The following is a 24,303-nucleotide window of genomic DNA, read 5'->3' as shown; positions in this document are numbered from 1 at the left end:
CATTTACGACGCATTACTCCAAACGTAAAGCAAAACTGCGCCTTCAAGGCTCTTTTGCATCAGGATTAACGCATTACCCTTTCTGTGCCTCAAATCAGCCTCAGAACTACTACAGCAAAGGGCGCTATACTTCGAATAGTTTATATGCCACCCGAATATTGTAATAACATAAACGTTATTTTATAATGCAAAAGGATTCTGCATGAAATCAAGCCAAGTCATAAATCGCAAGGCAAAGGAGTATCTGACTCGAAACGGCGACGCGCCATTTAGTGATTGGCTAGCAAAGTTAAAAGACGTGCGAGGTCAAGCAAAGATCACCAAAGCGATCACTCAAATGGAGACTGGAAACTTTGGCGATCATAAGTCCATCAAACAAAGTGGCGGATTGTATGAGCGCAGAATCAACTTTGGACCAGGGTATCGTGTCTATTACATGATTGACGGCGACAACCTAATTATTTTGTTTGCGGGAAGCACAAAATCTGATCAACAGAAAGTAATTCAGCGAGCGAAAGTATACTTAACTGATTACAAAGTTCGCAAGAACCAAGGTGACCAACATGCCACTAACTAAAGAATTCAAAGATACGGTTATGGAACTGTGTAAGGATCCTGAATATCGCAAAGCGTTGTTACTAGAGGCGCTGGAATCCTACTTAGAAGATGACATTGCGGTTGGTAATTCACTATTACGTGACTACTTGAACGGCACGCAAGCTTTTGGAGAAGTGGCTGCTGAACTGCAAATGAAAGAGTCTGGGTTGCGGCGCATGGTAGGGCCAAATGGAAATGCAACTGCAAAGAAATTATTTGGCTTGTTTAAGGCCTGTCAAAACCGTGAAGGAATTCATTCAGCCGACCAATTTTTGGGAAATGCAGCGTAGCCCGTGGTTCTACCACGGGTCAAATCCGAACATTGCGCGGTGGTTGTAGCTTCCCCGTAGTAGAACTACGGGCTACGGGCACAGGGCGATTTCGAATTCGACGTCGTTGGCGAACGAGGCTTTGCCTTGTTGTGGGCAGGTGCTCAAGAAGCGGATGCTGAAGCGTTGTTTATGGCCGCTGATGACAGGGTAGGCAGGGACGTCAGCCGGCACGCGGATCCGCAGCAAGCTTAACGGCTCAGTGCTTTCTTGCAACAAACCACCTTCCGCGACCACCCATTCAAACTGCGATTGCCCGCGAAGTAGTTCGAGCTCCAGCTCCATGCCTTCAAACAGCACCTTAAACTCACCCCACCAACGCTCACAATCAGCGTCACGATGTTCCTGTGACTGATGCAGCCAGTAGTGCAATTGCGGCACATCAAAATTACAAGTACCACCCGGCATCCCAAAACGCTGCCGCGTAACACTCAGTAAGCGGTCTTGTTTCAAATGGCTACCAATGCGAGTCATCGGCTGAATCGCTTGAATCGCCCCTTGCACCCGCTCGGCTAATGCTTGCACTTGCGCTTGGTTAACGTCGGGATGCTGCGCCCACACTTGCAACTGCGCGCGACGCCGATCGAGGTCTTTCTGCACATCGGTACGCACATCACTGCGTTCACACAGCTCTAAAATCGCGAACAGCGCATCAAAATAGCGGCCATAGTTACTGGCATCCACCGCCGCCGATGGCTTCAGCAATTGCTTCAAATGCTCCAGACGCAAGTACGTACGCACCCGCTCATGGAGCGGGTACTCATAGTCAATCGTGTACGCACTTTCGGCGTTGGGTAGGGTAGTTGTATCAGTCATTGGCTCTATCATAGCCGCTTCTGACTGCGTTGCAACGCCCTGAAACAAGTCTGACTGGTAGCTCATCCTAACTCTTCGACGGTTGGTCGGCTTCGTCGCCCTTGGTTGTAGTCTTATCGGCGCTCTGGGCTAAACGCAAATACTGCGTGTGCAGCTTCGCCACTTGCGGGGCGAGTAAGATCTTATCGCCATCATTGTTAATGATATCGTCGGCGGCTGCAAGTCGTTGCGTGCGGCTTGCCTGCGCTTGCATAATTTGCTCAACCTGGCTGGCACTGACGTTGTCGCGCTGCGCCGTGCGTTGGCGTTGGGTGGCTTCCGTCACGTCCACCACCAGCACCCGATCACAATAGCGCGTAAGGTTATTCTCGACCAGCAACGGCGCCGATAGAATCACATAAGGCGAGCTGGCGTTCTGCAAAGCGGCAAGCAGTTGCTCACGAATCAGTGGATGGGTAAGGGCATTGAGCCAGTCTTTTTCGTCTGGCTGTTGGAAAATTTTTTCCCGCAACCAAGCGCGGTTCAGCGAACCGTCGGCCTGCAAAGCCTCTGTACCGTAGCGCTCAGTTACAGCCGCAAGGGCAGGTGTGCCTTGATCAAGAATGTGACGGGCAATCACGTCAGCGTCAACGACGTCAATGCCATGAGCGGCAAAGAGATTGGTTACCGTTGTTTTACCCGAGCCGATACCACCGGTAACACCGAGCACCCACATTAGATACGCACCAAGCCCCAGTACCAACTCAGCAGCTGTTCGCCCCAGATCATGGCAATCACCCCGCCACAGATCAAAAACGGACCAAACGGAATCGGTTGCCCTTGCTCTTTACGCTTCACCACCTGCAGGGTAATACCAATCACCGCGCCGCTAAAGGCGGCCGCGAGCACAATCACCGGCAGCATATGGTAGCCCGCCCAAGCGCCAAAGGCGGCGAGCAGTTTAAAGTCACCGTAGCCCATGCCTTCTTTGCCGGTGAGCAACTTGAACACCCAATAAATTGACCATAGCGACAAATACCCAGCAATGGCGCCAATCACGGCATCTTGCAGCAACACCGGACCACCGAGCCAAGCGACAAAGAGTCCCAGCCATAAGGTAAAGTACGTGAGCTGATCAGGCAGCAGCATATGGTCATAGTCAATAAAGAACATGACGATCAGCAAGGCGGCAAAAATCATGTAAGACAGTGTCGGCCAACCGGCACCGAAGAACCAAGCGAGACTCGCGAAGGTAACGCCAGTGAGGATTTCAATGGCCGGATAGCGCAGCGAAATCGGCGCTTTACAGTGCCGGCATTTGGCCCGTAGCACTAACCAGCTAATAACCGGAATATTGTCATACCATTTGATTGGATGCTTGCACTTGGGGCAGTGCGAGCCCGGTGTCGAGATGTTGAAGGTTTCATGCTGCGGCTCAGGTTGCTCATTCACTGCGGCGCATTCACGTTGCCATTGGCGCTGCATCATCACCGGCAAGCGGCCAATTACCACGTTTAAGAAGCTGCCAACCACCAAGCCAAGAACCAAACCAAAGGTCAAAGTAATCCCGCTGTATGCCGGGTAAAACGAGTACAGTTCTGCAAATTGTTCTGGCATTAACCCACCACTGCGCCGAGGTTGAAGATCGGTAGGTACATGGCGACAATCAAGCCACCAACCAGCACACCAATGACCACCATGATCATGGGCTCCAAGAGCGCGGTCAGGTTGTCGACGAGGTCGTCGACTTCACGTTCGTAAACGTCGGCTACTTTGGCGAGCATGTCATCCAGTGAACCTGATTCTTCACCAATGTAGACCATTTGGTTGGCCATGGTGGGGAACACATCAGCGTTGACCATTGCGGTGTGCATTTGCATCCCCGAGGTGACGTCACTTTGAATGCGGAAAATCGCATCGCGGTAGACCGAGTTACCTGAGGCGCCTGCGGCGGATTCTAAAGCATTAATCAGCGGTACACCGGCAGCGAAAGTGGTCGACAAGGTCCGCGCAAAACGTGCCACCGCGGCTTTGTGCAAAATCATGCCGACGACGGGGATTTTCAACGAGTAGGCTTGTACCTTGTCGCGGAATTTCTCGCTTTTCACCATGGCGCGGCCGAACAAGAACGCACCAATAATAAAACCAACGACAATATAGAGTGCATAGGCTTGCACGACTTCTGAGAGGTTGACCACAAACTGGGTCATGGCTGGTAGTTCGGCGCCGAAGTCATTAAACACGCTTTCAAACTGCGGCACCACGTACACCAATAAGATCATGGTCACGATAATCGCTACCACGATAACCGCAGCAGGGTAGACCAAGGCTTTTTTGATCTTTGCTTTTAGCGCTTCGGACTTTTCGCGATAGGTAGCGATACGATCGTAAATCGCTTCAAGGGAGCCGGATTGTTCGCCGGAATCCACTAAATCGCAATACAGGGGGTCAAAAACTTCAGGGTGCTTGCGTAACGATGCGGCTAAGGGTGAACCACCGCCGACGTCATCGGCAATGGTTAACATGAGATTACGAACCCGTACATGGTCGGTACCTTTGGCGACCATTTCGAGGCCCTGCAACAAAGGCACACCGGCTTCAAGCATGGTGGCAATTTGGCGGGTAAACAGCGCGATATCGGCGCCTTTAATTTTCTTATTGCCAAACAGCGGCTTGGCTTTCTTTTTGACGGAGCGTGGATTAATGCCTTGGTCGCGAAGTTTGGCGCGGACCTCTTTTTCATTGTCGCCGCGCATAATGCCTTTCACTTTCTGGCCACGCCGGTTCAGGCCTTGCCATTGAAACTCACTGAAGTCTTCAATTTTTTTTGATTTTTTTGCTGCAGTAGCCATAGAGCCAAGCCTTAGTTGTTAGTGACGCGGTTCGCCTCCGCCAAGCTAATGGTGCCATCGGCGACTTTACGTAGCGCCGACTGTCGCAATGAATTATAGCCTTCTTTACGCGCTTGGCGGCCAATTTGCAACGAACCTGCATCAGACATAATAAGTTCTTGAATGGCTTCTGTCACGGGCATAACTTCGTATACCCCTGTACGACCTTTAAAGCCGCCCGTGCATTGGTCACAACCGACCGCCTTTTGCAGGTTCAAATGGGGGAGTTGTTCTTCTGTGAAACCTTGGCGTAGTAGCTCTTCTTTGGGAATGTCTTCCGGTTCTTTGCACTCGTTGCACAAACGTCGTGCCAAGCGCTGCGCGATAATCAAGGTAATTGAGCTGGCAATGTTGTACGACGGCACGCCCATGTTCATCAAACGGGTTAAGGTCTCGGCCGCTGAATTGGTGTGCAGGGTCGAGAGCACCAAGTGACCGGTTTGTGCCGCTTTAATGGCAATTTCTGCGGTTTCGAGGTCACGGATCTCACCGACCATGACAATGTCGGGGTCTTGCCGCAAAAACGAGCGCAGCGCATCAGCGAAAGTCAGCCCAGCTTTAACGTTAATTTGCACTTGGTTAATACCATGCAGGTTAATCTCGACCGGGTCTTCGGCGGTGGAGATATTCACCTCATTGGTATTCAGAATATTCAAGCCAGTATACAAGGAGACGGTTTTACCCGACCCTGTGGGCCCCGTCACCAGAATCATGCCTTGCGGGCGTTTTAGCGCGTCTTCATAAAGCTTTTGTTGTTCGGGTTCATAACCCAAGGATTCAATGCCCATCATTGCTGCGGCAGAGTCGAGAATCCGCAGTACAATTTTCTCGCCATACATGGTCGGCAAGGTACTCACACGAAAATCAATGGCTTTGTTTTTCGACAAGCGCAGCTTAATCCGGCCATCTTGCGGCAAGCGACGCTCGGCAATATCGAGCTGCGACATCACTTTTAAACGCGCGGCAATACGTGCCGAGAGCGCAAACGGCGGGCGGGCAATTTCGTGCAACACGCCGTCAATACGAAAACGAATGCGGTATTCGCCCTCGTAAGGTTCAAAGTGCAAATCCGACGCGCCTCGCTTAATCGCGTCGAGCAGCATTTTGTTGATGTAGATAACAATTGGTGCATCGTTCTTGCCATCAACGTTGACGGCGCCGTGCTCTTCGCGGATCTCGCCGTCGGCATCGATCTCGCGCAGTTCTTGCTCATCCTGTTCGGTGACACCGAGCATGGAGCTTTCGTTTTCCAGCAGTTTGTCAATGAGCTTTTGCAGCTTGTCTTCTTCAACCAACACCGCTTCGGCTTGTAAGCGCGTGCGGAACTGGAATTCGTCGAGGGTTTCAATACGGGTCGGGTCCGACACCGCGATATAAAGCACATTACCGCGCTGGTACAAGGGCACCGCGTGGTTTTTGCGAATCAAACGCTCATTAATAAATTGTGGAGGAATCTGGTCGGCATTAAAGCTATCAAGATCCAACCAAGGTGAGTTGGACTCGTTATAACAAAACGCGGCCAAGTCGCTCGGGGGAATGAGTTTGCGTTCCAGTAGAACAGTAGTAAAGGGCAGTTTCGTTTCCCATGCGTACTCGCTACAACTTTTCAGTTGCGCTTCAGGAATCCGTCTGTCACGCAGCAACAGCGCCGCAAGGGAGTGGTGTAGCATTGGCTATATTCACTAATAGATAAAATGAAAGAGAAGGTAGGTAGCTACCTTCCCTTTCATTAAAAAGTACTAAACATAAAATTTGTTTATCAAGTATATATAGGCGTTACGCTGAAGGAGCTGTGTAACCGATCGCGTCCGCATCAAAAGCAGTGAGAGCACCTTCACAACCATCTACGCGGCTATCATCCCCAAAGTCGTCGCACGCGATTTTCCATGCAATATTACTTCCTCCGCCGGCTGTCGGTACAAGTTTAATACTTATACGGTCACCGGTTGCTGGAGAATCAGGGTTTGGTGTCGCATCCAGAGTTGCTGAAATAACACCATCAGCTACGGTTACGCTAATAATACCGTTTGGAGCGTCGGCTGCTGGAGCAGCAACTGTTCCAGCGATGGTGTCTGGAATTCCATTGGTATTCTGGTCACATTCAGTCATGTCACCTTCACGCTGATAACAGATAGAGATCGCGCTCTTGTACGAAGCCAAAGCAGAAATACCAGTACTAGCCTTAGCACGCTGCGTATAATCCGAGTAAAGTGGAATGGCGACGGCCGCCAAGATGCCGATGATCGCAACAACGATCATCAATTCGATTAAGGTAAAACCTTTTTGAATTTGCGCTTTCATGTCAAATCTCCCGAAAGTAACGTAAGTAGTTCCATTATTATTGTTGTAGGGTGTGGCAATCCTTTGTTGGTTGTCACACCAACACAACAATTACTCTGCACTAGCCGAAAGACTGTGGTTGCGCTTGCGACCGTGTGTAAAGCCGAAAAGCCACGCCATCCACCAGACTTTAGCCTGCATCCCCGCTATCCGCCAGCATCTTTACAGTGATAAAGTTGTATAGCTGTAAAAGACTCTGGGTTGGACCGGAGGTTTTGCGTCACCACCTCTCGGTGGCTTTGCCTTTTAAAGCACTGCCTGGCACTCCCCAAACGCAGCATAGACCACGCCTGCGGTTTGCGCACTGCAAATTAAACATAGCAGATGTAAGGGTTTCGTCAATACTTACGCATCCGAAATTCGAAGGGAGAGGTCAATGGCTTGAATATGTTTCGTTAAAGCGCCAGAAGAAATGTAATCAATTCCTGTAGTTACGAGTTCTTCCAAATGTTCTAAAGTAATATTACCCGACACTTCTAAACGCACATTTTTTGACCTTGATTTAACAGCGGTATGAATATCCTCATAGCTAAAGTTGTCTAACATGATGATATCCGCCCCCGCAGCGAGCGCTTCTTCGTACTCGCCAAGGTTCTCGACTTCAACTTCGACCGGCTTGTCTGCATGCAAGGTACGTGCGGCGCTGACGGCTGCGGCAATCGAACCGCAGGCCATAATGTGGTTCTCTTTGATCAGATACGCGTCATACAGCCCCACGCGATGATTGCTGCCGCCGCCGCACACCACTGCGTACTTTAATGCGGTGCGTAAACCGGGAATGGTTTTGCGGGTATCCAAGAGTTTGGTTGCGGAGCCGTCGAGCAGAGCAACGTAGCGCGCCGTGGTGGTGGCGACGCCCGATAAGGTCTGCAGAAAGTTTAATGCAGTGCGCTCGCCGGTGAGCATGGCACGGGCAGGGCCGCGCAACTCGCATAATAGGCTATCGGCGATAACGTGATCGCCATCGCGCACATGCCATTCCAAGCTAACCTCGCTACCGAGCACTTTAAACACCTCATTGACCCAGTCGACGCCGCAGACCACGGCATCTTCGCGGGTAATGATGCGGCCATAGGCTTGTTGCTCGGCGGGAATCAACTGCGCAGTGATGTCTAAATCACCACTCAAACCATTCAAGTCTTCTTCGAGGGCGCGGCTGACCATGTGCTTACGGTCGGCAATAAGCATGGCGGGTTGTACGCGAGTGTCCATTGCGGTTGCTCTTGGTTAGTGGTCCAATGTTCTGTGTATTGTAATGGCTGGCGTTGGGGGTGACAATGTTGCGAAGGCATTTCTGCATCGGTTAACCATAGTATAAAGAGGAATGGCGCGTGGATATCACCGCAGGCAAGCTTAACGAAGCTACGCAAAAGTTGTCGCCGCATCATGATGAGCGGCCTGATCCGCAGGACATTAGTGTACTGGTTGTGCATGGCATTAGCTTACCCGCAGGGGAGTTTGGTCAGCCGTATATTGATCAACTATTTATGGGGACGCTTGATACGAAGGCGCATCCGACCTTTGATGTGCTGGCGGGGCTGCGGGTGTCGGCCCATTGCGTAATTCATCGCAATGGCCGAATTGTGCAGTACGTGCCGTTTGATAAACGGGCCTGGCATGCAGGTGTCTCGCACTATTGCGGACGGCGGCGCTGTAATGACTTTGCCATCGGCATTGAACTTGAGGGAACGGATACCGACCCCTACACTAAAGAACAGTATCAACAACTTGCGCGGCTTGCTGCAGCGGCGGTGCGTGAGTACCCCGCGTTGACGCCACAGCGTATTGTTGGGCATCAACATATTGCGCCGGTGCGCAAAACTGATCCGGGTCCAGCCTTTGACTGGGACCATTTTCGTTCGCTGTTAGCACAGGAACTTTGAGGACACATTCATGCAATTATTGGCGATTTTGTTGGCCTACTCGTTAGAACGTTCGGTGACTTTGAGTCGCAACTTGCATTGGCGACGCATTGTGTTGCGTTGGCAACAATGGCAAACCAAACAAACGCAAATGGGTGGCGACAGCCAAGAGAAGATTAGCCAGTGGCGACAGCACTTGCTCGGTGAAGTGGTATGGGCGGTATTGCCGGCCTTGATCATTAGTTTTGTGGTGGCATTGCTGGATTCGTTTTTGCTGTCGTTTGTGGTGGGTGTGCTGGCATTGTTGGCGACCATGCAATGTGGCGCGGCGCGACAGGCTTATAAAGCTTATCTGGCGGCGGCCCATGAGGGCGATACGGGTGCGTGTGCGGAACAGCTGCGGCAATTGCGGCGTGCGGCTGGGCGACATGAGGCAGCACCCGTGCATGAGTTGTTGCTGTGGATTCACTTGCGCTTTTATTTTGCCACGCTGCTTTATTATGTGCTGTTTGGCGTGTTTGGGGCGCTGGTGTACGCCACGTTACGGGACATGAAGCATCCGCGGAATAAGGCGTGGACGCAGTTGCAGTTGATTTTGCATTGGTTGCCGACGCGACTGATGAGCTTTGGCTTTTTGATGGTGGGCAATTTTGGCAAGGCGCTGCCGGTGTGGCTGAGTTCGGTGGGCAATACGCCGCAGAATAACTTTGTGGCGCTGGCGAAGGTGGCTGACGCGGCGGAAGATTTGGCACCGAAACATGAGGATGATGTGACTTCAACTGCTCTGACCACTGTCGCGCTGCTGAAGCGTAACTTGTTGTTCTTTATTGTTTTGTTAGCGATTTTGACGATCGCAGGCTGGCTTTAGTTAAGAAAAGCCAAGAAAAGTTTGGGTTGTGCCGTCATTTGGTCTAAAATGCCCGCATTGCTTTTGGTAAGACCAATGACCCAGTAGCCCGTGGTTCTACCACGGGGGGTGTTGAATTGAACGGGCATGGCCGAAACGTGAGGTGTGACCCGTGGTAGAACCACGGGCTACAAGCGTTGAATTGAACGGGCATGGTCGAAACGTGTGGTGTGACCCGTGGTAGAACCACGGGCTACTAGCGTTGAATTGAACGGGCATGGTCGAAACGTGTGGTTGGACCCTTGGTAGAACCACGGGGTACCACGAAGCGCAAACAGCGAACATCGCATTTAAGGTTTTTGATGGCTTTTGACCGCATACAACCGACAAAACTGTCTGACGTGATCATGCAACGCATTGAAGCAATGATCGTCGACGGTACTCTCGAAGCTGGCGCGCGATTGCCGTCGGAGCGGGATCTTGCGCATCAATTTTCAGTGTCGCGGCCAAGCTTGCGCGAAGCCATTCAAAAACTTGAAGCACGCGGTTTACTTGAGCGACGTCAAGGCGGTGGCACTTACGTCTGCGATAACATGCAGCAGCGCGTGGCGGAACCGCTGCTCGAACTGCTCACACAGCACCCTGAATCGCAGTTCGACCTGCTTGAGTTTCGTCACGCGCTCGAAGGTATCTCGTCGTATTATGCGGCCATGCGCGGCACGCCAAATGATTTAGCGCGCATCGAGCAGGCCTTTGCCGACATCAAACAAGAGCCCGGCACGGAGCTCGCCGCACAAGCGCAAGCGCTCACCGAGTTTAACCTGCGTATCTGCGAAGCATCGCATAATGTGATCCTCTTACACTTAGTGCGCAGTATGCAGCCACTGTTACAGAAAAATATTCAACAAAACTTGCAGGACCTCGCACATAAGCCGGGCGTCATGCAGGAACTTCATGAACATCGGCAGCACATTGTGACTGCCATTAAAGCTGGCGACCCTGAGCAGGCACGCGAAACTTGCCATCAGCTGCTAGCCTATATTGAACACGCGTTATTGGCCTCGAACCGTGAACAGTCGCGGATTCAGCGGTCATTACGTCGAACGCAAACTGGGTAAGGATAAAGTATGACTGACCATTTGAAAGACGATCTTGATCCACAGGAAACACGCGAGTGGCTCGACGCCCTCGAAGTCGTGTTGGAAGAAGATGGCCCTGAGCGTGGCCATTACCTGTTGGAGTCACTGATTGAGAAAGCCCGCCGCAGCGGCGCTTACCTGCCCTATGCCGCTACCACGGCGTACTTGAACACCATTCCAGCCAGCCAAGAGCCGACCATGCCAGGCGACCAGAGCATGGAAGCACGGGTACGTGCGGCGATTCGTTGGAACGCATTGGCGATGGTCTTGCGCGCCTCGAAGAAAGAGCTCGAGTTAGGCGGTCATATTTCCAGCTTTGCGTCGTCAGCGATGCTGTACGACATTGGCTTTAACCACTTCTTCCGCGCACCGACCGATCAAGACGGCGGTGACTTCTTGTTTATTCAAGGTCACGCCTCACCGGGTATCTACGCGCGCGCTTATTTAGAAGGCCGCATTAGCGAAGAGCAGCTCGATAATTTCCGTCAAGAAGTTGACGGCAAGGGCATCAGCTCGTACCCGCACCCGAAATTAATGCCTGATTTTTGGCAGTTCCCAACGGTATCGATGGGCTTAGGTCCGATCCAAGCGATTTACCAAGCGCGGTACCTGAAGTATTTGACTGACCGTGGCATTAAAGATTGCTCGAACCAACGCGTTTACGCATTCTTGGGTGACGGCGAGGTGGATGAGCCAGAAACATTGGGCGCGATTAGCCTTGCGACCCGTGAAGGCTTGGATAACCTGACCTTTATCGTCAACTGTAACTTGCAGCGTTTGGATGGCCCGGTCCGTGGTAACGGCAAAATCATTCAAGAGCTGGAAGGCACCTTCCGCGGCGCTGGCTGGGAAGTGATCAAAGTGATTTGGGGCCGCTACTGGGATCCGTTGCTGTATCGCGACACCGAAGGCAAGCTGGCGCAAATCATGCAAGACAGCGTGGATGGTGAGTACCAGAATTACAAAGCCAAGGGCGGCGCGTACACGCGTGAACACTTCTTCGGTAAGACTGAAGAAACCAAAGAGATGGTGGCGAACTTGTCAGATGAAGACATCTGGCGTTTGAACCGTGGTGGTCACGATCCAGTGAAAGTTTACGCGGCGTACCATAAAGCAGTGAACACTAAAGGTCGCCCACAAGTGATTTTGGCGAAGACCGTGAAAGGTTACGGCATGGGCGCGGCTGGTGAAGGTAAAAACATTGCCCACCAGGTGAAGAAGATGGACATGGAAGCGATCAAACATTTCCGTGACCGCTTCAATATTCCGGTGAAAGACGACCAGCTTGAAGACATTCCGTTCTACAAGTTCCCGGACGACAGCCCAGAAATGAAATACATGCGCGAGCGTCGTGAAGCCCTTGGTGGTTACATGCCGAAGCGTCGCGCAAACACCGACGTTGAGCTAGAAATGCCTGCGTTGAAAGCCTTCGATGCCGTGTTGAAAGGCTCAGGAGATCGTCAGATCTCGACCACCATGGCCTTTGTACGGGTGCTGACGGCGTTGCTGAAAGACAAGAAAATCGGCCAGCGCATCGTGCCGATTATTCCGGATGAGGCCCGTACCTTTGGTATGGAAGGCTTATTCCGCCAAGTGGGCATTTACTCCAGCCAAGGCCAGAAATATGAGCCGCAAGATGCGGATCAAGTGGCCTACTATCGCGAAGACAAGAAAGGTCAGGTACTGCAAGAAGGTATCAACGAGCTTGGCGCTATGGCGTCATGGGTTGCCGCAGCGACCAGCTACTCGACCAACAACGAACCGATGATTCCGTTCTACATCTATTACTCCATGTTTGGTTTCCAACGTGTGGGGGATTTGGTGTGGGCGGCTGGCGATAGCCAAGCGCGCGGTTTCTTAGTCGGTGGTACCGCTGGCCGCACGACCCTGAACGGTGAAGGTTTGCAGCACCAAGACGGCAGCAGCCACTTACTGTTCAACACCGTACCGAACTGTGTGACTTATGACCCAACCTTCGGTTACGAAGTGGCGGTGGTTGTGCAAGACGGCTTGCGTCGTATGTATGGTGAGCAAGAAAACGTGTTCTATTACCTGACGGTGATGAACGAGAACTACCAGCAGCCAGAAATGCCTGAGGGTGTCGAAGAGGGCATCATCAAAGGCATGTACGAGCTCGAGACGCATAAAGCGAAGAGTGCGAAGGGCGAAGTTCAGCTGCTGGGTTCAGGTACGATTTTGCAGCAAGTGCGTGCTGCGGCTGAGATGTTGGCAGACAAGTACGGGATTACCTCGAAAGTCTACAGTGCAACCTCGTTTAACGAGTTGGCACGTGATGGCTTGGACGTTGACCGTTACAACATGCTGAATCCAACCAAGAAAGAGAAAGTTGCCTACGTGACCAAGTTACTAGAAAAGGCCAAAGGCCCGACGGTGGCGGCAACGGATTACATGAAGCAGTACGCGGATCAGATTCGTGCGTGGGTACCTACGCCGTATCGTGTGCTTGGTACGGACGGCTTCGGTCGTTCAGACAGCCGCGAAAACTTGCGTCGTCATTTCGAAGTAAGTGCAGACTACATTGTGGTCGCGGCGCTTGCGGAGTTGGCGAAAGCGGGCGATGTCGACAAGAAAGTGGTGGCGCAAGCCATCAAAGACTTCGGCATTGATGCTGACAAAATCAATCCACTTTACGCATAAACCACGGGAGCGCAGACGACTATGGCAGATTTAAAAGAAGTACTCGCCCCCGATGTCGGCGGCGACGAAGTCGAAGTCATCGAAATTCTGGTGAGCAAAGGCGACAGCGTTGAAGCCGAAGATGGTTTGATCACTGTTGAAAGCGACAAAGCCTCAATGGACATCCCGGCACCGTTCGGCGGCACCGTGGGCGAAATCAAAGTTAGCGTTGGCGACAAAATCAGCGAAGGCGACCTCATCGCCATGCTCGAAGCCGCCGACTCGTCGGCTGACGCCGACGTACCCCGTGGTTCTACCACGGGTGAATCCGACACCAACGATGATGCCGAAGACGACGTACCCCGTGGTTCTACCACGGGTGAATCCGACGCCAACGATGATGCCGATTCCGACGACGTAGCCCGTGGTTCTACCACGGGTGAAACCAAAACCATCGAAGTCAAAGTCCCAGACATCGGTGAAGACGGCGAAGTCGACGTTATCGAAGTGCTCGTCAACGAAGGCGACAGCATCGAAAAAGAAGACGGCCTGATCACCCTCGAAACCGACAAAGCCACCATGGACGTACCGTCGCCAGAAGCCGGCACCGTCAAGTCCGTGGAAGTCAACGTCGGCGACAAAGTCAGCGAAGGCTCACTCGTCATCACGTTAGAAGTCACCTCATCGGCTGACACCGACGCCGACGAACCCCGTGGTTCTACCACGGGGGGATCATCCACCGACACCGATGTACCCCGTGGTTCTACCACGGGCAAATCTGATGACAACGCCGATGCCCAATCCGACGAAGGCCGCGTCACCGCCTCCGGCGAACGCAAAGCCCCACCAGTCCCGGATCACCCGCTGGACAAAAAGGGCAAAGCCGAAGGCCTCGCTTACGCGTCACCAGCGGTTCGCCGCCTGGCCCGTGAATTCGGCGTCGACCTGAATCAAGTCAAAGGCTCGGGCCGCAAAGAGCGCATCTTGAAAGAAGACGTGCAAGAGTACGTGAAATACGAACTTTCACGTCCGAAAGCAACAGCTTCAGCTGGCACTGCACAAGGCGCCGGTGGCTTACAAGTCATCGCACCGCCGAAGGTCGATTTCAGCAAGTTTGGCGAGATCGAAGAAGTGCCAATGACCCGCATCCAGAAAATTTCTGGCCCGAACTTGCATCGCAACTGGGTAACCATCCCACACGTGACGCAGTTCGATGAAGCGGATATCACTGAACTCGAGAAATTCCGTAAGCAAGAGAACGAGCTACAAGCGAAGAAAAAAGACGGCGTGAAGATCACCCCATTGGTGTTCATCATGAAGGCCGTCGCCAAAGCGCTGCAAGAATACCCTGTGTTCAATTCGTCACTGCACGAAGACGGCGAGCACCTGATCATGAAGAAATACATTCATATCGGTATCGCAGTGGACACCCCTGGGGGCTTGGTTGTGCCAGTCATTCGTGATGTTGATAAAAAAGGCATTTACGAATTGTCAGAAGAGTTGGTCGACGTCAGCACCCGTGCGCGTGACGGCAAACTGAAAGCACAAGACATGCAGGGCGGTTGTTTCTCAATCTCTAGTCTTGGTGGCATCGGCGGTACGGCATTTACGCCAATCGTTAACGCCCCTGACGTTGCTATTCTCGGTGTGTCAAAAAGTGAAATGAAACCGAAATGGAATGGCAAAGATTTTGAGCCACGCTTAATGCTGCCGACCAGCCTGTCTTACGACCATCGTGTCATTGACGGTGCGGTTGCTGCGCGCTTTAGTGTGTATCTGTGCAACGTATTGTCAGATATTCGCAAGCTGGTTCTATAAATTAAACAAATCGCGCTGGGGCTGTTATAATCCGCCCCGCGCGAAAGTTAACCGAATTCAACGAAATTCTACGAAAGTAAGAGGTCGTCATGAGCAAAGAAATGAATGCCCAAGTGGTCGTACTCGGTGCAGGCCCTGGTGGTTACTCAGCAGCCTTCCGTGCCGCTGACTTAGGTTTGGAAACCGTATTGGTTGAACGTTACAGCACCCTTGGCGGTGTTTGTTTGAACGTTGGCTGTATCCCATCAAAAGCCTTGTTGCACCTTGCCAAGCACATTGAAGATGCGAAGCACATGGCTGACGAAGGCGTCGCTTTTGGCGAGCCAAAAATCGACCTCGATAAAATTCGTAAGCACAAAGAAAAAGTTATCGGCCAATTGACCGGTGGTCTTGGTCAGATGTCAAAAATGCGCAAAGTGAAAGTCGTTACCGGTAACGGCGAATTCGCCAGCGACAAGCAGCTGAAAGTGAAAGACAGCGACGGCAACGAAACCGTGATCAACTTTGAGCACGCCATCATCGCGGCTGGCTCACAATCGATCAAACTGCCTTTCGTACCGCATGACGACGAGCGCGTATGGGACTCGACTGCAGCACTTGAACTGCGTTTTGTCCCTGACCGCATGTTGATTTTGGGCGGCGGCATCATCGGTCTCGAAATGGGTTGTGTGTACAGCGCGCTAGGTTCGAAGATCGACGTTGTGGAAATGACCGACCAATTGATTCCACCAGCCGATAAAGACATCATCAAGCCGTTCATGAAGAGCATCAAAGGCAAGTTCGACAACATCATGTTGAACACTAAAGCCGCGAAAGTTGAAGCGAAGAAAGACGGTATTTACGTGACTTTCGAAGGTGACAACGCGCCTGACAAGCCAGTCAAATATGACGCAGTGTTGGTTGCCGTAGGCCGTGCTCCGAACGGTGGCAAGGTTGGCGCAGACAAAGCTGGCGTGAACGTTTCTGACCGTGGCTTCATTGAAGTTGACAAGCAAATGCGCACCAACGTGAAGAACATCTTCGCTATCGGTGACTTGGTTGGCCAACCAATGCTAGCGCACAAAGCGGTACACGAAGGCCACGTTGCTGCTGAAGTGATTGCCGGTAAGAAGCACTATTTCGATCCGAAAGTGATTCCTTCGATTGCCTACACTGACCCAGAAGTTGCATGGGCAGGTTTGACCGAGAAAGAAGCCAAAGAACAAGGCATCGAGTACGAAGCAGCTGTGTTCCCATGGTCAGCTTCAGGCCGCGCGATCGCGCAAGGCGCAACCGACGGCATGACCAAGTTGTTGTTCGACAAGAACAACCGCATCATCGGTGGTGCAATGGTCGGCTCAAACGCTGGCGAATTGCTCGGTGAAGTCTGCTTGGCCATCGAAATGGGTTGTGACGCTGAAGACATCGCTTTGACCATTCATGCGCACCCAACCCTACACGAATCTGTAGGCTTGGCCGCCGAAGTGTTCGAAGGCTCGATCACCGACCTCCCGAACAAAAAAGCGAAGAAAAAATAACCAATCCCACGTTGGTTAAACGAACACCGCGACGCCTCGGCCTCGCGGTGTTTTTGTATGCGTAGTAGCCCGTAGTTCTACTACGGGTCCAATCTGACGTTTCCGCCATATTTATTGAATTCGACACTCCCCGTGGTAGAACCACGGGCTACCCATCATTCCAGTTGTACAACTCCGGCGCATCCCGTAAGGTAAAGAGGTACTTCGCCGAAAGACTTTTTAACAAAAGAAAGGAGCGAGTTATGGCAAACGAAGGTTATCATGAGCCCTACGAACTGTTGTCGGATGAAACCCGCGACATGCATCGTGCCATCATTTCCCTCATGGAAGAATTGGAAGCCGTGGATTGGTACAATCAACGCATTGACGTCTGCAAAGACGACGAGCTGCGCAAAATTCTGATTCACAATCGTGATGAAGAAAAAGAGCATGCGGCGATGACGTTGGAGTGGATCCGCCGGCGTGATAAAAAGTTTGACGAAGAATTGAAAGAGTACCTATTCACCGAAGACGTGATAGGCCACTAAAGAAAAGCGCTGTTCGCTGTTGGCTATTTGCTGTTCGATGAAAAACCAAACGAACAGCAAACAGCAAATAGCAAACATCGCTCTTAATTTTTAAGAGGAAGTTATGCGTAAAGTTAGTACTTTAGCGCTAAGTGTCGCCCTGGCACTTGGAGTAGCGGCGTGTTCGCCACAACAATCATCAGAATCAACAGCCACCGAACAACAAGCTGACGTGCAACAGCAACAGCTGACCTCTGGTTTGGATTTGCAAGATTTCAACACCAGCGTGCGTCCGCAAGACGACCTGTTCACTTATGTGAATGGCGGCTGGGTCGAGAAAACCGAGATCCCAGCAGACCGCTCACGCATCGGTTCATTCAACGAGCTGCGTGACGAAAACCAAGAGCGCTTGCGCAACATCATTGAAACTGCCGCTGAAGCCTCACCAGAGCCAGGTTCAAACGCTGATAAAATCGGTGATTTCTATAACAGTTTCATGGACGTTGAGCGTCTGAACAGCCTCGGTTATGAACCGATCGCTGCAGATCTCGAAGCCATTGCAAGCTTGCAGAACCATGATCAAGTGGCAGCGCACTTTGCGCAAATGGCACGTTTCGGCATTAGCTCGCCGTTCGGTTTTTACGTTTACGCCGATGCGAAGAACCCTGACGTCAACACCATGTACATGAGCCAGTCAGGCCTTGGTCTTCCGGATCGTGACTACTACCTGAAAGACGAAGAAAAGTTTGTCGAAATTCGTGAAGCTTACAAGTCGTACATCAAAGATGTTTTAGGCTTGGTTGACTATGCGCAAGCAGAAGCTGCGGCTGACGCCGTGCTGGAACTTGAAACGAAACTCGCTGAAGTGCAGTGGAGTCGTGTTGAGAGCCGTAACGCCGACAAAACTTACAACAAGAAAACCATGGATGAAGTCAAAGAACTTATGGGCGACTTCAATCTAGGTGCTTACACAGAAGCTGCGGGTATTGCGACGGTGCAAGATGCTGTTGTGCGTCAACCTTCGTACTTCGAGAGCTTCGGTGAAATGTTCAAAGACGTGCCGTTGGAAACTTGGCAGCACTATTTGAGCCTGCGTTTGGTGAATGGTTTCGCCAATGCCTTGAGCGAAGACATCAGCGACCGCCGCTTTGCGTTCTATGGCAAAGTACTTAACGGTACGCCAGAACAGCAACCACGTTGGAAGCGCGGTGTTGATGCGACCGACGGTGCTCTCGGTGAAGTGCTAGGCCAGCTTTATGTTGCTGAGTACTTCCCACCGGAAGCGAAGCAGCGGATGGAAACCTTGGTCGACAACTTGATCAAAGCTTATGGCGAATCGATCAAAGAACTCGACTGGATGAGCGAAGAAACCAAGCAAAAAGCCTTGGAAAAACTAAGCAAATTCACTCCATACATTGGTTATCCAAGCGAGTGGCGTGACTACTCGGCGCTGGTGGTGACCGCAGACGACTTGGTCGGTAACTACAAGCGTTCATCAGAGTTCGATTATCAAGAGAACATCAGCAAAATTGGCGAGCCCGTCAAAGAAGAAGATTGGGGCATGACGCCACAAACCGTGAACGCTTATTACAGCCCAGTGCGTAATGAAATCGTGTTCCCAGCTGGTATCTTGCAACCACCGTTCTTTGACCTTAAAGCCGAAGACGCAGTCAACTATGGCGGCATCGGTGCCGTCATCGGTCACGAAATCGGCCATGGTTTTGACGACCAAGGTTCAAAATACGATGGCGACGGTAACCTGCAAAGCTGGTGGACTGACGGTGACCGCGAAGCGTTCGACGAGCGTGGCGCAATGTTAGCTGCTCAGTACGACACCTACGAACCAATCGAAGGCGTGTTCGTGAACGGTAAACTGACCCTTGGCGAAAACATTGGTGACTTAGCCGGTGTCACGATTGCCTATAAGGCCTATAAAGACTCGTTGAATGGCGAACCTTCGCCGGTACTCGATGGTTACACGGGCGAACAACGCGTATTCTTGGGTTGGGCACAAGTGTGGCAAACCAAGCAACGTGACGAATACACGCGTAACCAAGTCTTGAGCGATCCGCATTCGCCTGCGTATTACCGCGTAAATGGTACCGTCGTTAACGCTCCGGCGTTCTACGAAGCCTTTGACGTGAAGCCAGGTGACGAGATGTACATAGCACCAGAAGAACGCGTGACTATCTGGTAAGAAATGGGTTAGACTGTCGCTATGAACGTGATGACTCGCATACTCATAATGTTGTTATTGCTGGCGCCTTTAGTGGCTCCAGCATACGCTGCTGCGCCTATGGGCGAGGCGGCGACTACCATGACGATGCAACATCACGACATGGCGGCAGACCATGCCTGCTGTGATGACAGTGAACAAGCTACCGCGCAAGCCAGCGCGATGGCTGAGCACATGTCCTGTGATGGCAGTTGTAGTGACTGCCAACACTATTGTGGTGCGACGGCGCTTGCGCTGTTGCCCAACTTTTCTTCAGCCCGTGCGTTGCCTGAGCAACGGCAGTGGCTACCTACCTTAGCAAACCTTATTACCCGCAAGGACCGTCTCGAACGTCCACCGATGCCTGCAAACAGCTGATCGTCTTTTTCTCAGTTTGTTATTGCAGGAGTAATGTATGTTTTTACCACGATGGATGGTTGGGCTGTTGGCCCTGTTACTGGTCGTTAATGTTCTAGCGCAGAGTGCTCACGCACAAGATCACAGTCAGCACGGTACTGATGACCACCAATTGACCCCAGCGGAGCAACAGCTTCAGGGTGACCAAGAAAGCATTGACGAAGTGCAGTATGTTTGCCCAATGCATAGTCATATCGTCCGCGACGAGCCAGGCACCTGCCCAATTTGCGGTATGGATTTGGAAGCGCAACAGCCGACCATGGAAGTCAATGTGCAAATCAGCGGGCAGATGCAACAAAACCTTGGTATCACCACCGCTGCAGTTGAACGTACAACGCTTTGGCGTTATTTACCGACGCTCGCAACGGTGCAATGGAACGACAATGCGCGTTGGCACATCCATCCGCGTGCGTCCGGCTGGTTAGAAGAGCTGTTTGTTCGTAGCGAAGGCCAGCAGGTTGCCAAAGGTGATGCGCTCTACAGCATCTACAGTAAGGAGCTGGTGGTTGCGCAGCAGGACTTTTTGCAAGCGCTTGATGCCGTCGATACTTTGACGCCACAGCAATCGAAACGCTTACTCCGTGATGGCCGTCTGCGCCTTGAGCTGCTTGGTTTTAGTGCCGAACAAGTGGCGCAACTGGAAAAATCGCAGGAAATCTTTTACCGGCTACCGGTGTACGCCCAACAGGCTGGTGTGGTTACTGCACTGAACGTGGCTGAAGGCATGTACGTCGAGCCTGGCACCGAGCTGCTGACGATTACTGGTGATGACAGTGCATGGCTGATCGCCGATGTTCCTGAACGCTACAGCGATTGGCTACGTCCGCAAGCACCTGCGGATGTCACCCTACCACAAGCTGGGCTGGACGCTTACGAAACCGAAATTGACTACATCTATCCTGAGCTTGATCCGCAGTCGAAGACGCAACGCGTCCGCATCAAGCTGCCGCAAGGGATTGCTGCCACCGAGATTCAAGTGGGTATGCAAGCGCAAGTTGAACTCTATGGCGGACCGAAACGGGATGTCTTAGCGGTGCCGGTGAGTGCGCTTATTCTGACCGGAACGAGCAATCGCGTGGTGGTGCAAACCGCTGGTGACACTTTCGAGCAACGTGACGTGCATGTGGGACTCATTGTGGGGGATGAAGCGGAAATCATGCATGGCCTTGAGGAGGGCGAGAAAGTCGTCACTTCTGGTCAGTTCTTGCTGGATTCTGAGGCGAGCCTAAAAGCCAGCCGCATGGGTGGCGAACAGCCAGCTAGCGGAGGCGCGCATGCTCACTAAAATTATTGATTGGAGTTTGGGCAATCGCATGCTGGTGCTGATTGCCGCGCTGTTTGCGGCTTGGTTTGGCTGGCGCGCGATGAGTAGCACACCACTGGATGCGATTCCCGATCTATCCGACGTTCAAGTGATTGTGAAAACCCCATACCCTGGGCAAGCACCGCAGTTAGTCGAAGAACAGGTGACGTGGCCGTTGGCGAACCTGATGTTGGCGGTACCTGGTTCGACCGAAGTGCGCGGGTTTTCGTTTTTCGGCGATTCCTATCTGTACATCTTGTTCGAAGAGGGCACCGACATCTATTGGGCGCGTAGCCGCGTCTTGGAGTATTTAAATCAAGCCGCTGAGCGTCTGCCCGCCGGTGTTACACCGCGTTTAGGACCAGACGCCAGTGGCGTCGGTTGGGTGTTTCAGTATGCATTAGTGGACCGCTCGGGTGAGCGCCACTTGGGCGAATTGACGAGCCTGCAAGATTGGTTTTTAAAGCAAGAATTGCAAAGTGTTGCCGGCGTTGCCGAGGTGGCGACGGTCGGTGGCATGGTGCAAGCCTACCAAGTCGTGATTGACCCTTATCGGCTGCAAAGTTATGGACTGACCTTGGAACAAGTTCGCAATACCATTACCAGTGCCAACCAAGAAGTCGGCGGTGGTATTGTCGAAATGGCCGAAGCTGAATATATGGTGCGTGGCACCGGTTACCTTCAGTCGTTGGAGGACTTGCGCGATTTGCCATTGCCGGTGCGCAGTGCTGCGGGGAACGCGATAACCCTCGCTGATGTTGCGACCGTGCGCCGCGGCCCAGAAAGTCGCCGTGGCATTGCTGAGCTTAACGGCGAAGGCGAAGTGGTCGGTGGTATTGTGGTGATGCGCCATGGCGAAAACGCTTTGGCAACCATCGAGCGCGTCCGTGACAAGTTGAAAACGCTGCAACAAGGTTTACCAGCCGGTGTTGAGATTGTACCGACCTATGACCGTTCCGACCTGATTCATCGCGCAGTGGATAACCTGACCACCAAACTGATTGAAGAAATGGTCTTCGTTGGGCTAGTGATCGTGCTGTTCTTGTTGCATGTGCGCTCGGCGTTGGTGGTGATTATCACCTTACCACTGGCGGTGTTGATGAGCTTTATTGTCATGCGTTGGTTGGGGATTAATGCCAACATTATGAGCCTTGGTGGCATCGCGATTGCCATTGGTGCGCTGGTCGATGCGGCCATCGTGATGGTCGAAAATGCCCATAAGCATCTACAGCATTATCGCGAAGAGCACGGCACAGAAGCCAAAGGGGCTGAGCATTGGCGGTTGATCCGTAACGCCACGGTGGAAGTGGGTCCAGCTTTGTTTTTATCGCTGTTAATCATTACCTTGAGTTTCGTGCCGGTGTTTTCGCTGGAAGCCCAAGAAGGACGTTTGTTCTCACCATTGGCCTACACCAAGACCTTTGCAATGGCTGCGGCGGCATTACTGGCGGTAACGTTAGTGCCAGTGCTGATGGGCTATTTTGTGCGCGGCAAGATTATCAGCGAAGAGCGTAATCCGCTGACCCGCGCGCTGATTTGGTTGTATCGGCCGTTGCTACACGGTGTGTTGAAAATGCCGAAAACGGTTATTCTGCTGGCTGTGTTGGTGACAGTGAGTGGTTACTATCCGTTGTCAAAAATGGGCAGCGAGTTTATGCCGACCATGCAAGAGGGTGATTTGCTGTACATGCCGACCACCTTGCCTGGTATTAGTCCTGGCGCGGTTGCTGAGCTATTGCAACGTACCGACCGTCTGATCAAGCAGGTGCCGGAAGTGGAACGGGTGTTTGGCAAAACCGGGCGCGCCGATACCGCTACCGACCCAGCACCGCTGACCATGCTCGAAACGACCATTCAGTTGAAGCCTGAGAGTGAATGGCGCGAGGGGGTAACGCTGCAAGACATTATTGCCGAGTTGGATGCCACGGTGAATGTGCCGGGTATTACCAACGCTTGGGTGCAGCCGATCAAGACCCGTATCGATATGCTCTCAACGGGCTTGAAAACGCCGTTGGGATTGAAGATTGCGGGGCCTGAATTAAGTGAAATTCAGCGCATCGGTAGTGACCTTGAAGAGCGCCTGTCGAATTTGCCTGGAGTGGCATCGGTGTTCGCGGAACGGCCAGCAGCCGGGCGTTATCTTGAGATTCGGCCACGGCTTGCCGAAGCGGCGCGTTATGGTATTGACCAAGCCAGTATTCAGCGCTTGATTCAATTCGCTATCGGCGGCGCACAAATTGCCGAAACCATTGAAGGCACCGAGCGCTACCCGATCACGCTGCGCTACCCACGCAAGTTACGTGATCATGTTGAGCGGATTAAGCAACTGCCGTTGCTAAGTGCCAATGGTGCGTGGGTCACCTTAGAGCAAGTGGCCGACGTGCAAGTTACCGATGGCCCTGCAATGATCCGCAGTGAGAATGCGCGGCCTACCGGCTGGGTGTTTATTGATGTTGACGCTGGCACGCCAGTGGGTGACGTGATTGCCGCCGCCGAACCGGCGCTGGCCGATTATGACTTACCGGCGCGTTATTCGTTGTCGTGGTCTGGGCAATACGAGTCGATGGAGCGGGTCAAAGCGAAGCTGCAACAAGTGGTGCCTGCAACGTTAGCGGTGATTTTGGTCTTGCTCTATTTGACCTTCCGCTCGTTTAAGCAGGCGTTGTTGATAATGGCCACACTGCCATTGGCGTTAACCGGTAGCCTCTGGTTTATCTGGTGGTTGGGTTACAACCTGTCGATTGCTGTTGGCGTGGGGATGATTGCCTTAGCTGGTGTTGCCGCTGAGTTTGGCGTGGTGATGCTGCTGTATTTGAATAATGCTTGGCATGCGCGCAAAGAACGCACGCAAGCAACGCTTTATGAGGCAATTGAAGAAGGCGCAGTGTTGCGCGTGCGGCCGAAAGCGATGACAGTCATTACCATCGTGGCGGGTTTGTTGCCGATCATGTTGACCCAAGGCACTGGTAGCGAAGTGATGCAGCGTATTGCCGCACCGATGATTGGCGGTATGATTTTGGCACCGTTGTTGTCACTGTTGGTGTTGCCGGCGGTGTACTACTTGTGGCACCGCCGCCAAGTGTAAGACAA

19 protein-coding genes, 1 pseudogene and 1 riboswitch are annotated in these 24,303 nt (G+C 52.3%); of the genes and pseudogenes, 13 read left to right on the top strand and 7 right to left on the bottom strand.

All coding sequences use genetic code 11. The features are described 5' to 3' along the window. Positions 1 to 202: 202 nt before the first annotated feature. Both CWI70_RS06450 and CWI70_RS06445 read left to right on the top strand, forming a co-directional pair. Positions 203 to 577 carry a type II toxin-antitoxin system RelE/ParE family toxin gene (locus CWI70_RS06450; RefSeq protein ID WP_126771583.1) on the top strand — a complete coding sequence of 125 codons (375 nt, stop codon included), beginning with the start codon at positions 203 to 205 and terminating at the stop codon, positions 575 to 577. Then, positions 564 to 887, top strand: coding sequence for a hypothetical protein (locus CWI70_RS06445; RefSeq protein WP_126771581.1), 324 nt, complete (start codon positions 564 to 566; stop codon positions 885 to 887). Before CWI70_RS06450 ends, CWI70_RS06445 begins: the two co-directional genes overlap by 14 nt. A 72-nt stretch (positions 888 to 959) precedes the next feature. Here the strand turns inward: CWI70_RS06445 and zapD are convergent, their stop codons facing one another. The 7 genes and pseudogenes from zapD to nadC all read right to left on the bottom strand — a co-directional run bounded on the left by zapD (position 960) and on the right by nadC (position 8,140). Beyond that, positions 960 to 1,808 (bottom strand): cell division protein ZapD, encoded by an 849-nt coding sequence (zapD, locus tag CWI70_RS06440; protein WP_126771579.1) that lies wholly within the window; start codon positions 1,806 to 1,808, stop codon positions 960 to 962. Position 1,809: 1 nt separating this feature from the next. Beyond that, positions 1,810 to 2,457, bottom strand: coding sequence for a dephospho-CoA kinase (gene coaE, locus CWI70_RS06435; RefSeq protein WP_126771577.1), 648 nt, complete (start codon positions 2,455 to 2,457; stop codon positions 1,810 to 1,812). Then, positions 2,457 to 3,338 carry a prepilin peptidase gene (locus CWI70_RS06430; protein ID WP_126771575.1) on the bottom strand — a complete coding sequence of 294 codons (882 nt, stop codon included), beginning with the start codon at positions 3,336 to 3,338 and terminating at the stop codon, positions 2,457 to 2,459. Before CWI70_RS06430 ends, coaE begins: the two co-directional genes overlap by 1 nt. Next, positions 3,338 to 4,573, bottom strand: coding sequence for a type II secretion system F family protein (locus tag CWI70_RS06425; RefSeq protein ID WP_126771573.1), 1,236 nt, complete (start codon positions 4,571 to 4,573; stop codon positions 3,338 to 3,340). Before CWI70_RS06425 ends, CWI70_RS06430 begins: the two co-directional genes overlap by 1 nt. An 11-nt stretch (positions 4,574 to 4,584) precedes the next feature. Beyond that, complete coding sequence (gene pilB / locus CWI70_RS06420; protein ID WP_126771571.1) at positions 4,585 to 6,282, bottom strand: type IV-A pilus assembly ATPase PilB; 1,698 nt, start codon at positions 6,280 to 6,282, stop codon at positions 4,585 to 4,587. A gap of 223 nt (positions 6,283 to 6,505) precedes the next feature. Continuing rightward, a pseudogene (locus tag CWI70_RS06415) lies at positions 6,506 to 6,913 on the bottom strand (pilin); the annotation flags it as partial. 172 nt (positions 6,914 to 7,085) lie between these two features. Next, a riboswitch (cyclic di-GMP riboswitch) is annotated at positions 7,086 to 7,206 on the bottom strand. A gap of 91 nt (positions 7,207 to 7,297) precedes the next feature. After that, a complete protein-coding gene (gene nadC, locus CWI70_RS06410) occupies positions 7,298 to 8,140 on the bottom strand; it encodes a carboxylating nicotinate-nucleotide diphosphorylase (RefSeq protein ID WP_126772775.1) in 843 nt (280 codons plus the stop codon). Between the two features lie 143 nt (positions 8,141 to 8,283). Here nadC and ampD point away from each other — a divergent pair, with 143 nt between their 5' ends. From ampD to CWI70_RS06355, 11 genes are all read left to right on the top strand, one after another. Further along, positions 8,284 to 8,835: a 1,6-anhydro-N-acetylmuramyl-L-alanine amidase AmpD gene (gene ampD, locus CWI70_RS06405; RefSeq protein ID WP_126771567.1), complete on the top strand. Its 552-nt coding sequence runs from the start codon at positions 8,284 to 8,286 to the stop codon at positions 8,833 to 8,835. Positions 8,836 to 8,845: 10 nt separating this feature from the next. Next, positions 8,846 to 9,682, top strand: coding sequence for a regulatory signaling modulator protein AmpE (gene ampE / locus CWI70_RS06400; protein WP_126771565.1), 837 nt, complete (start codon positions 8,846 to 8,848; stop codon positions 9,680 to 9,682). A gap of 341 nt (positions 9,683 to 10,023) precedes the next feature. After that, positions 10,024 to 10,779, top strand: a complete 756-nt coding sequence (gene pdhR / locus CWI70_RS06395) for a pyruvate dehydrogenase complex transcriptional repressor PdhR (RefSeq protein WP_126771564.1) — start codon at positions 10,024 to 10,026, stop codon at positions 10,777 to 10,779. 9 nt (positions 10,780 to 10,788) lie between these two features. After that, positions 10,789 to 13,458 carry a pyruvate dehydrogenase (acetyl-transferring), homodimeric type gene (gene aceE, locus CWI70_RS06390; RefSeq protein ID WP_126771563.1) on the top strand — a complete coding sequence of 890 codons (2,670 nt, stop codon included), beginning with the start codon at positions 10,789 to 10,791 and terminating at the stop codon, positions 13,456 to 13,458. A gap of 21 nt (positions 13,459 to 13,479) precedes the next feature. After that, positions 13,480 to 15,255: a dihydrolipoyllysine-residue acetyltransferase gene (aceF, locus tag CWI70_RS06385; protein WP_126771562.1), complete on the top strand. Its 1,776-nt coding sequence runs from the start codon at positions 13,480 to 13,482 to the stop codon at positions 15,253 to 15,255. A gap of 89 nt (positions 15,256 to 15,344) precedes the next feature. Beyond that, complete coding sequence (gene lpdA / locus CWI70_RS06380) at positions 15,345 to 16,772, top strand: dihydrolipoyl dehydrogenase (protein WP_126771561.1); 1,428 nt, start codon at positions 15,345 to 15,347, stop codon at positions 16,770 to 16,772. Between the two features lie 242 nt (positions 16,773 to 17,014). Then, positions 17,015 to 17,299, top strand: coding sequence for an encapsulin-associated ferritin-like protein (locus tag CWI70_RS06375; protein ID WP_126771560.1), 285 nt, complete (start codon positions 17,015 to 17,017; stop codon positions 17,297 to 17,299). 103 nt (positions 17,300 to 17,402) lie between these two features. Further along, entirely contained in the window at positions 17,403 to 19,475 is a 2,073-nt protein-coding gene (locus CWI70_RS06370; protein WP_126771559.1) for a M13 family metallopeptidase, read from the top strand. A gap of 21 nt (positions 19,476 to 19,496) precedes the next feature. Next, on the top strand, positions 19,497 to 19,871 hold the full coding sequence (locus tag CWI70_RS06365) for a hypothetical protein (RefSeq protein WP_126771558.1): 375 nt from the start codon (positions 19,497 to 19,499) through the stop codon (positions 19,869 to 19,871). Between the two features lie 37 nt (positions 19,872 to 19,908). Continuing rightward, positions 19,909 to 21,195, top strand: a complete 1,287-nt coding sequence (locus CWI70_RS06360; protein ID WP_126771557.1) for an efflux RND transporter periplasmic adaptor subunit — start codon at positions 19,909 to 19,911, stop codon at positions 21,193 to 21,195. Continuing rightward, positions 21,185 to 24,298, top strand: a complete 3,114-nt coding sequence (locus CWI70_RS06355) for an efflux RND transporter permease subunit (RefSeq protein WP_126771556.1) — start codon at positions 21,185 to 21,187, stop codon at positions 24,296 to 24,298. Before CWI70_RS06360 ends, CWI70_RS06355 begins: the two co-directional genes overlap by 11 nt. Positions 24,299 to 24,303 lie beyond the last annotated feature (5 nt).

This window comes from Pseudidiomarina homiensis (assembly GCF_003987225.1).
Classification (GTDB): domain Bacteria; phylum Pseudomonadota; class Gammaproteobacteria; order Enterobacterales; family Alteromonadaceae; genus Pseudidiomarina; species Pseudidiomarina homiensis.
The sequence above is the reverse complement of the archived record's forward strand: the minus strand, read 5'-3'. Positions and strand labels throughout refer to the sequence as shown.

Coding starts and splice junctions, on each gene's coding strand:
- pilB (WP_126771571.1), bottom strand. CDS start 6,282: ATGCTACACCACTCCCTTGCGGCGCTGTTGCTGCGTGACAGACGGATT.
- lpdA (WP_126771561.1), top strand. CDS start 15,345: ATGAGCAAAGAAATGAATGCCCAAGTGGTCGTACTCGGTGCAGGCCCT.
- aceE (WP_126771563.1), top strand. CDS start 10,789: ATGACTGACCATTTGAAAGACGATCTTGATCCACAGGAAACACGCGAG.
- nadC (WP_126772775.1), bottom strand. CDS start 8,140: ATGCTTATTGCCGACCGTAAGCACATGGTCAGCCGCGCCCTCGAAGAA.
- CWI70_RS06360 (WP_126771557.1), top strand. CDS start 19,909: ATGTTTTTACCACGATGGATGGTTGGGCTGTTGGCCCTGTTACTGGTC.
- CWI70_RS06445 (WP_126771581.1), top strand. CDS start 564: ATGCCACTAACTAAAGAATTCAAAGATACGGTTATGGAACTGTGTAAG.
- pdhR (WP_126771564.1), top strand. CDS start 10,024: ATGGCTTTTGACCGCATACAACCGACAAAACTGTCTGACGTGATCATG.
- zapD (WP_126771579.1), bottom strand. CDS start 1,808: ATGAGCTACCAGTCAGACTTGTTTCAGGGCGTTGCAACGCAGTCAGAA.
- CWI70_RS06365 (WP_126771558.1), top strand. CDS start 19,497: ATGAACGTGATGACTCGCATACTCATAATGTTGTTATTGCTGGCGCCT.
- aceF (WP_126771562.1), top strand. CDS start 13,480: ATGGCAGATTTAAAAGAAGTACTCGCCCCCGATGTCGGCGGCGACGAA.
- CWI70_RS06425 (WP_126771573.1), bottom strand. CDS start 4,573: ATGGCTACTGCAGCAAAAAAATCAAAAAAAATTGAAGACTTCAGTGAG.
- CWI70_RS06355 (WP_126771556.1), top strand. CDS start 21,185: ATGCTCACTAAAATTATTGATTGGAGTTTGGGCAATCGCATGCTGGTG.
- CWI70_RS06375 (WP_126771560.1), top strand. CDS start 17,015: ATGGCAAACGAAGGTTATCATGAGCCCTACGAACTGTTGTCGGATGAA.
- coaE (WP_126771577.1), bottom strand. CDS start 2,457: ATGTGGGTGCTCGGTGTTACCGGTGGTATCGGCTCGGGTAAAACAACG.
- ampE (WP_126771565.1), top strand. CDS start 8,846: ATGCAATTATTGGCGATTTTGTTGGCCTACTCGTTAGAACGTTCGGTG.
- CWI70_RS06450 (WP_126771583.1), top strand. CDS start 203: ATGAAATCAAGCCAAGTCATAAATCGCAAGGCAAAGGAGTATCTGACT.
- CWI70_RS06430 (WP_126771575.1), bottom strand. CDS start 3,338: ATGCCAGAACAATTTGCAGAACTGTACTCGTTTTACCCGGCATACAGC.
- CWI70_RS06370 (WP_126771559.1), top strand. CDS start 17,403: ATGCGTAAAGTTAGTACTTTAGCGCTAAGTGTCGCCCTGGCACTTGGA.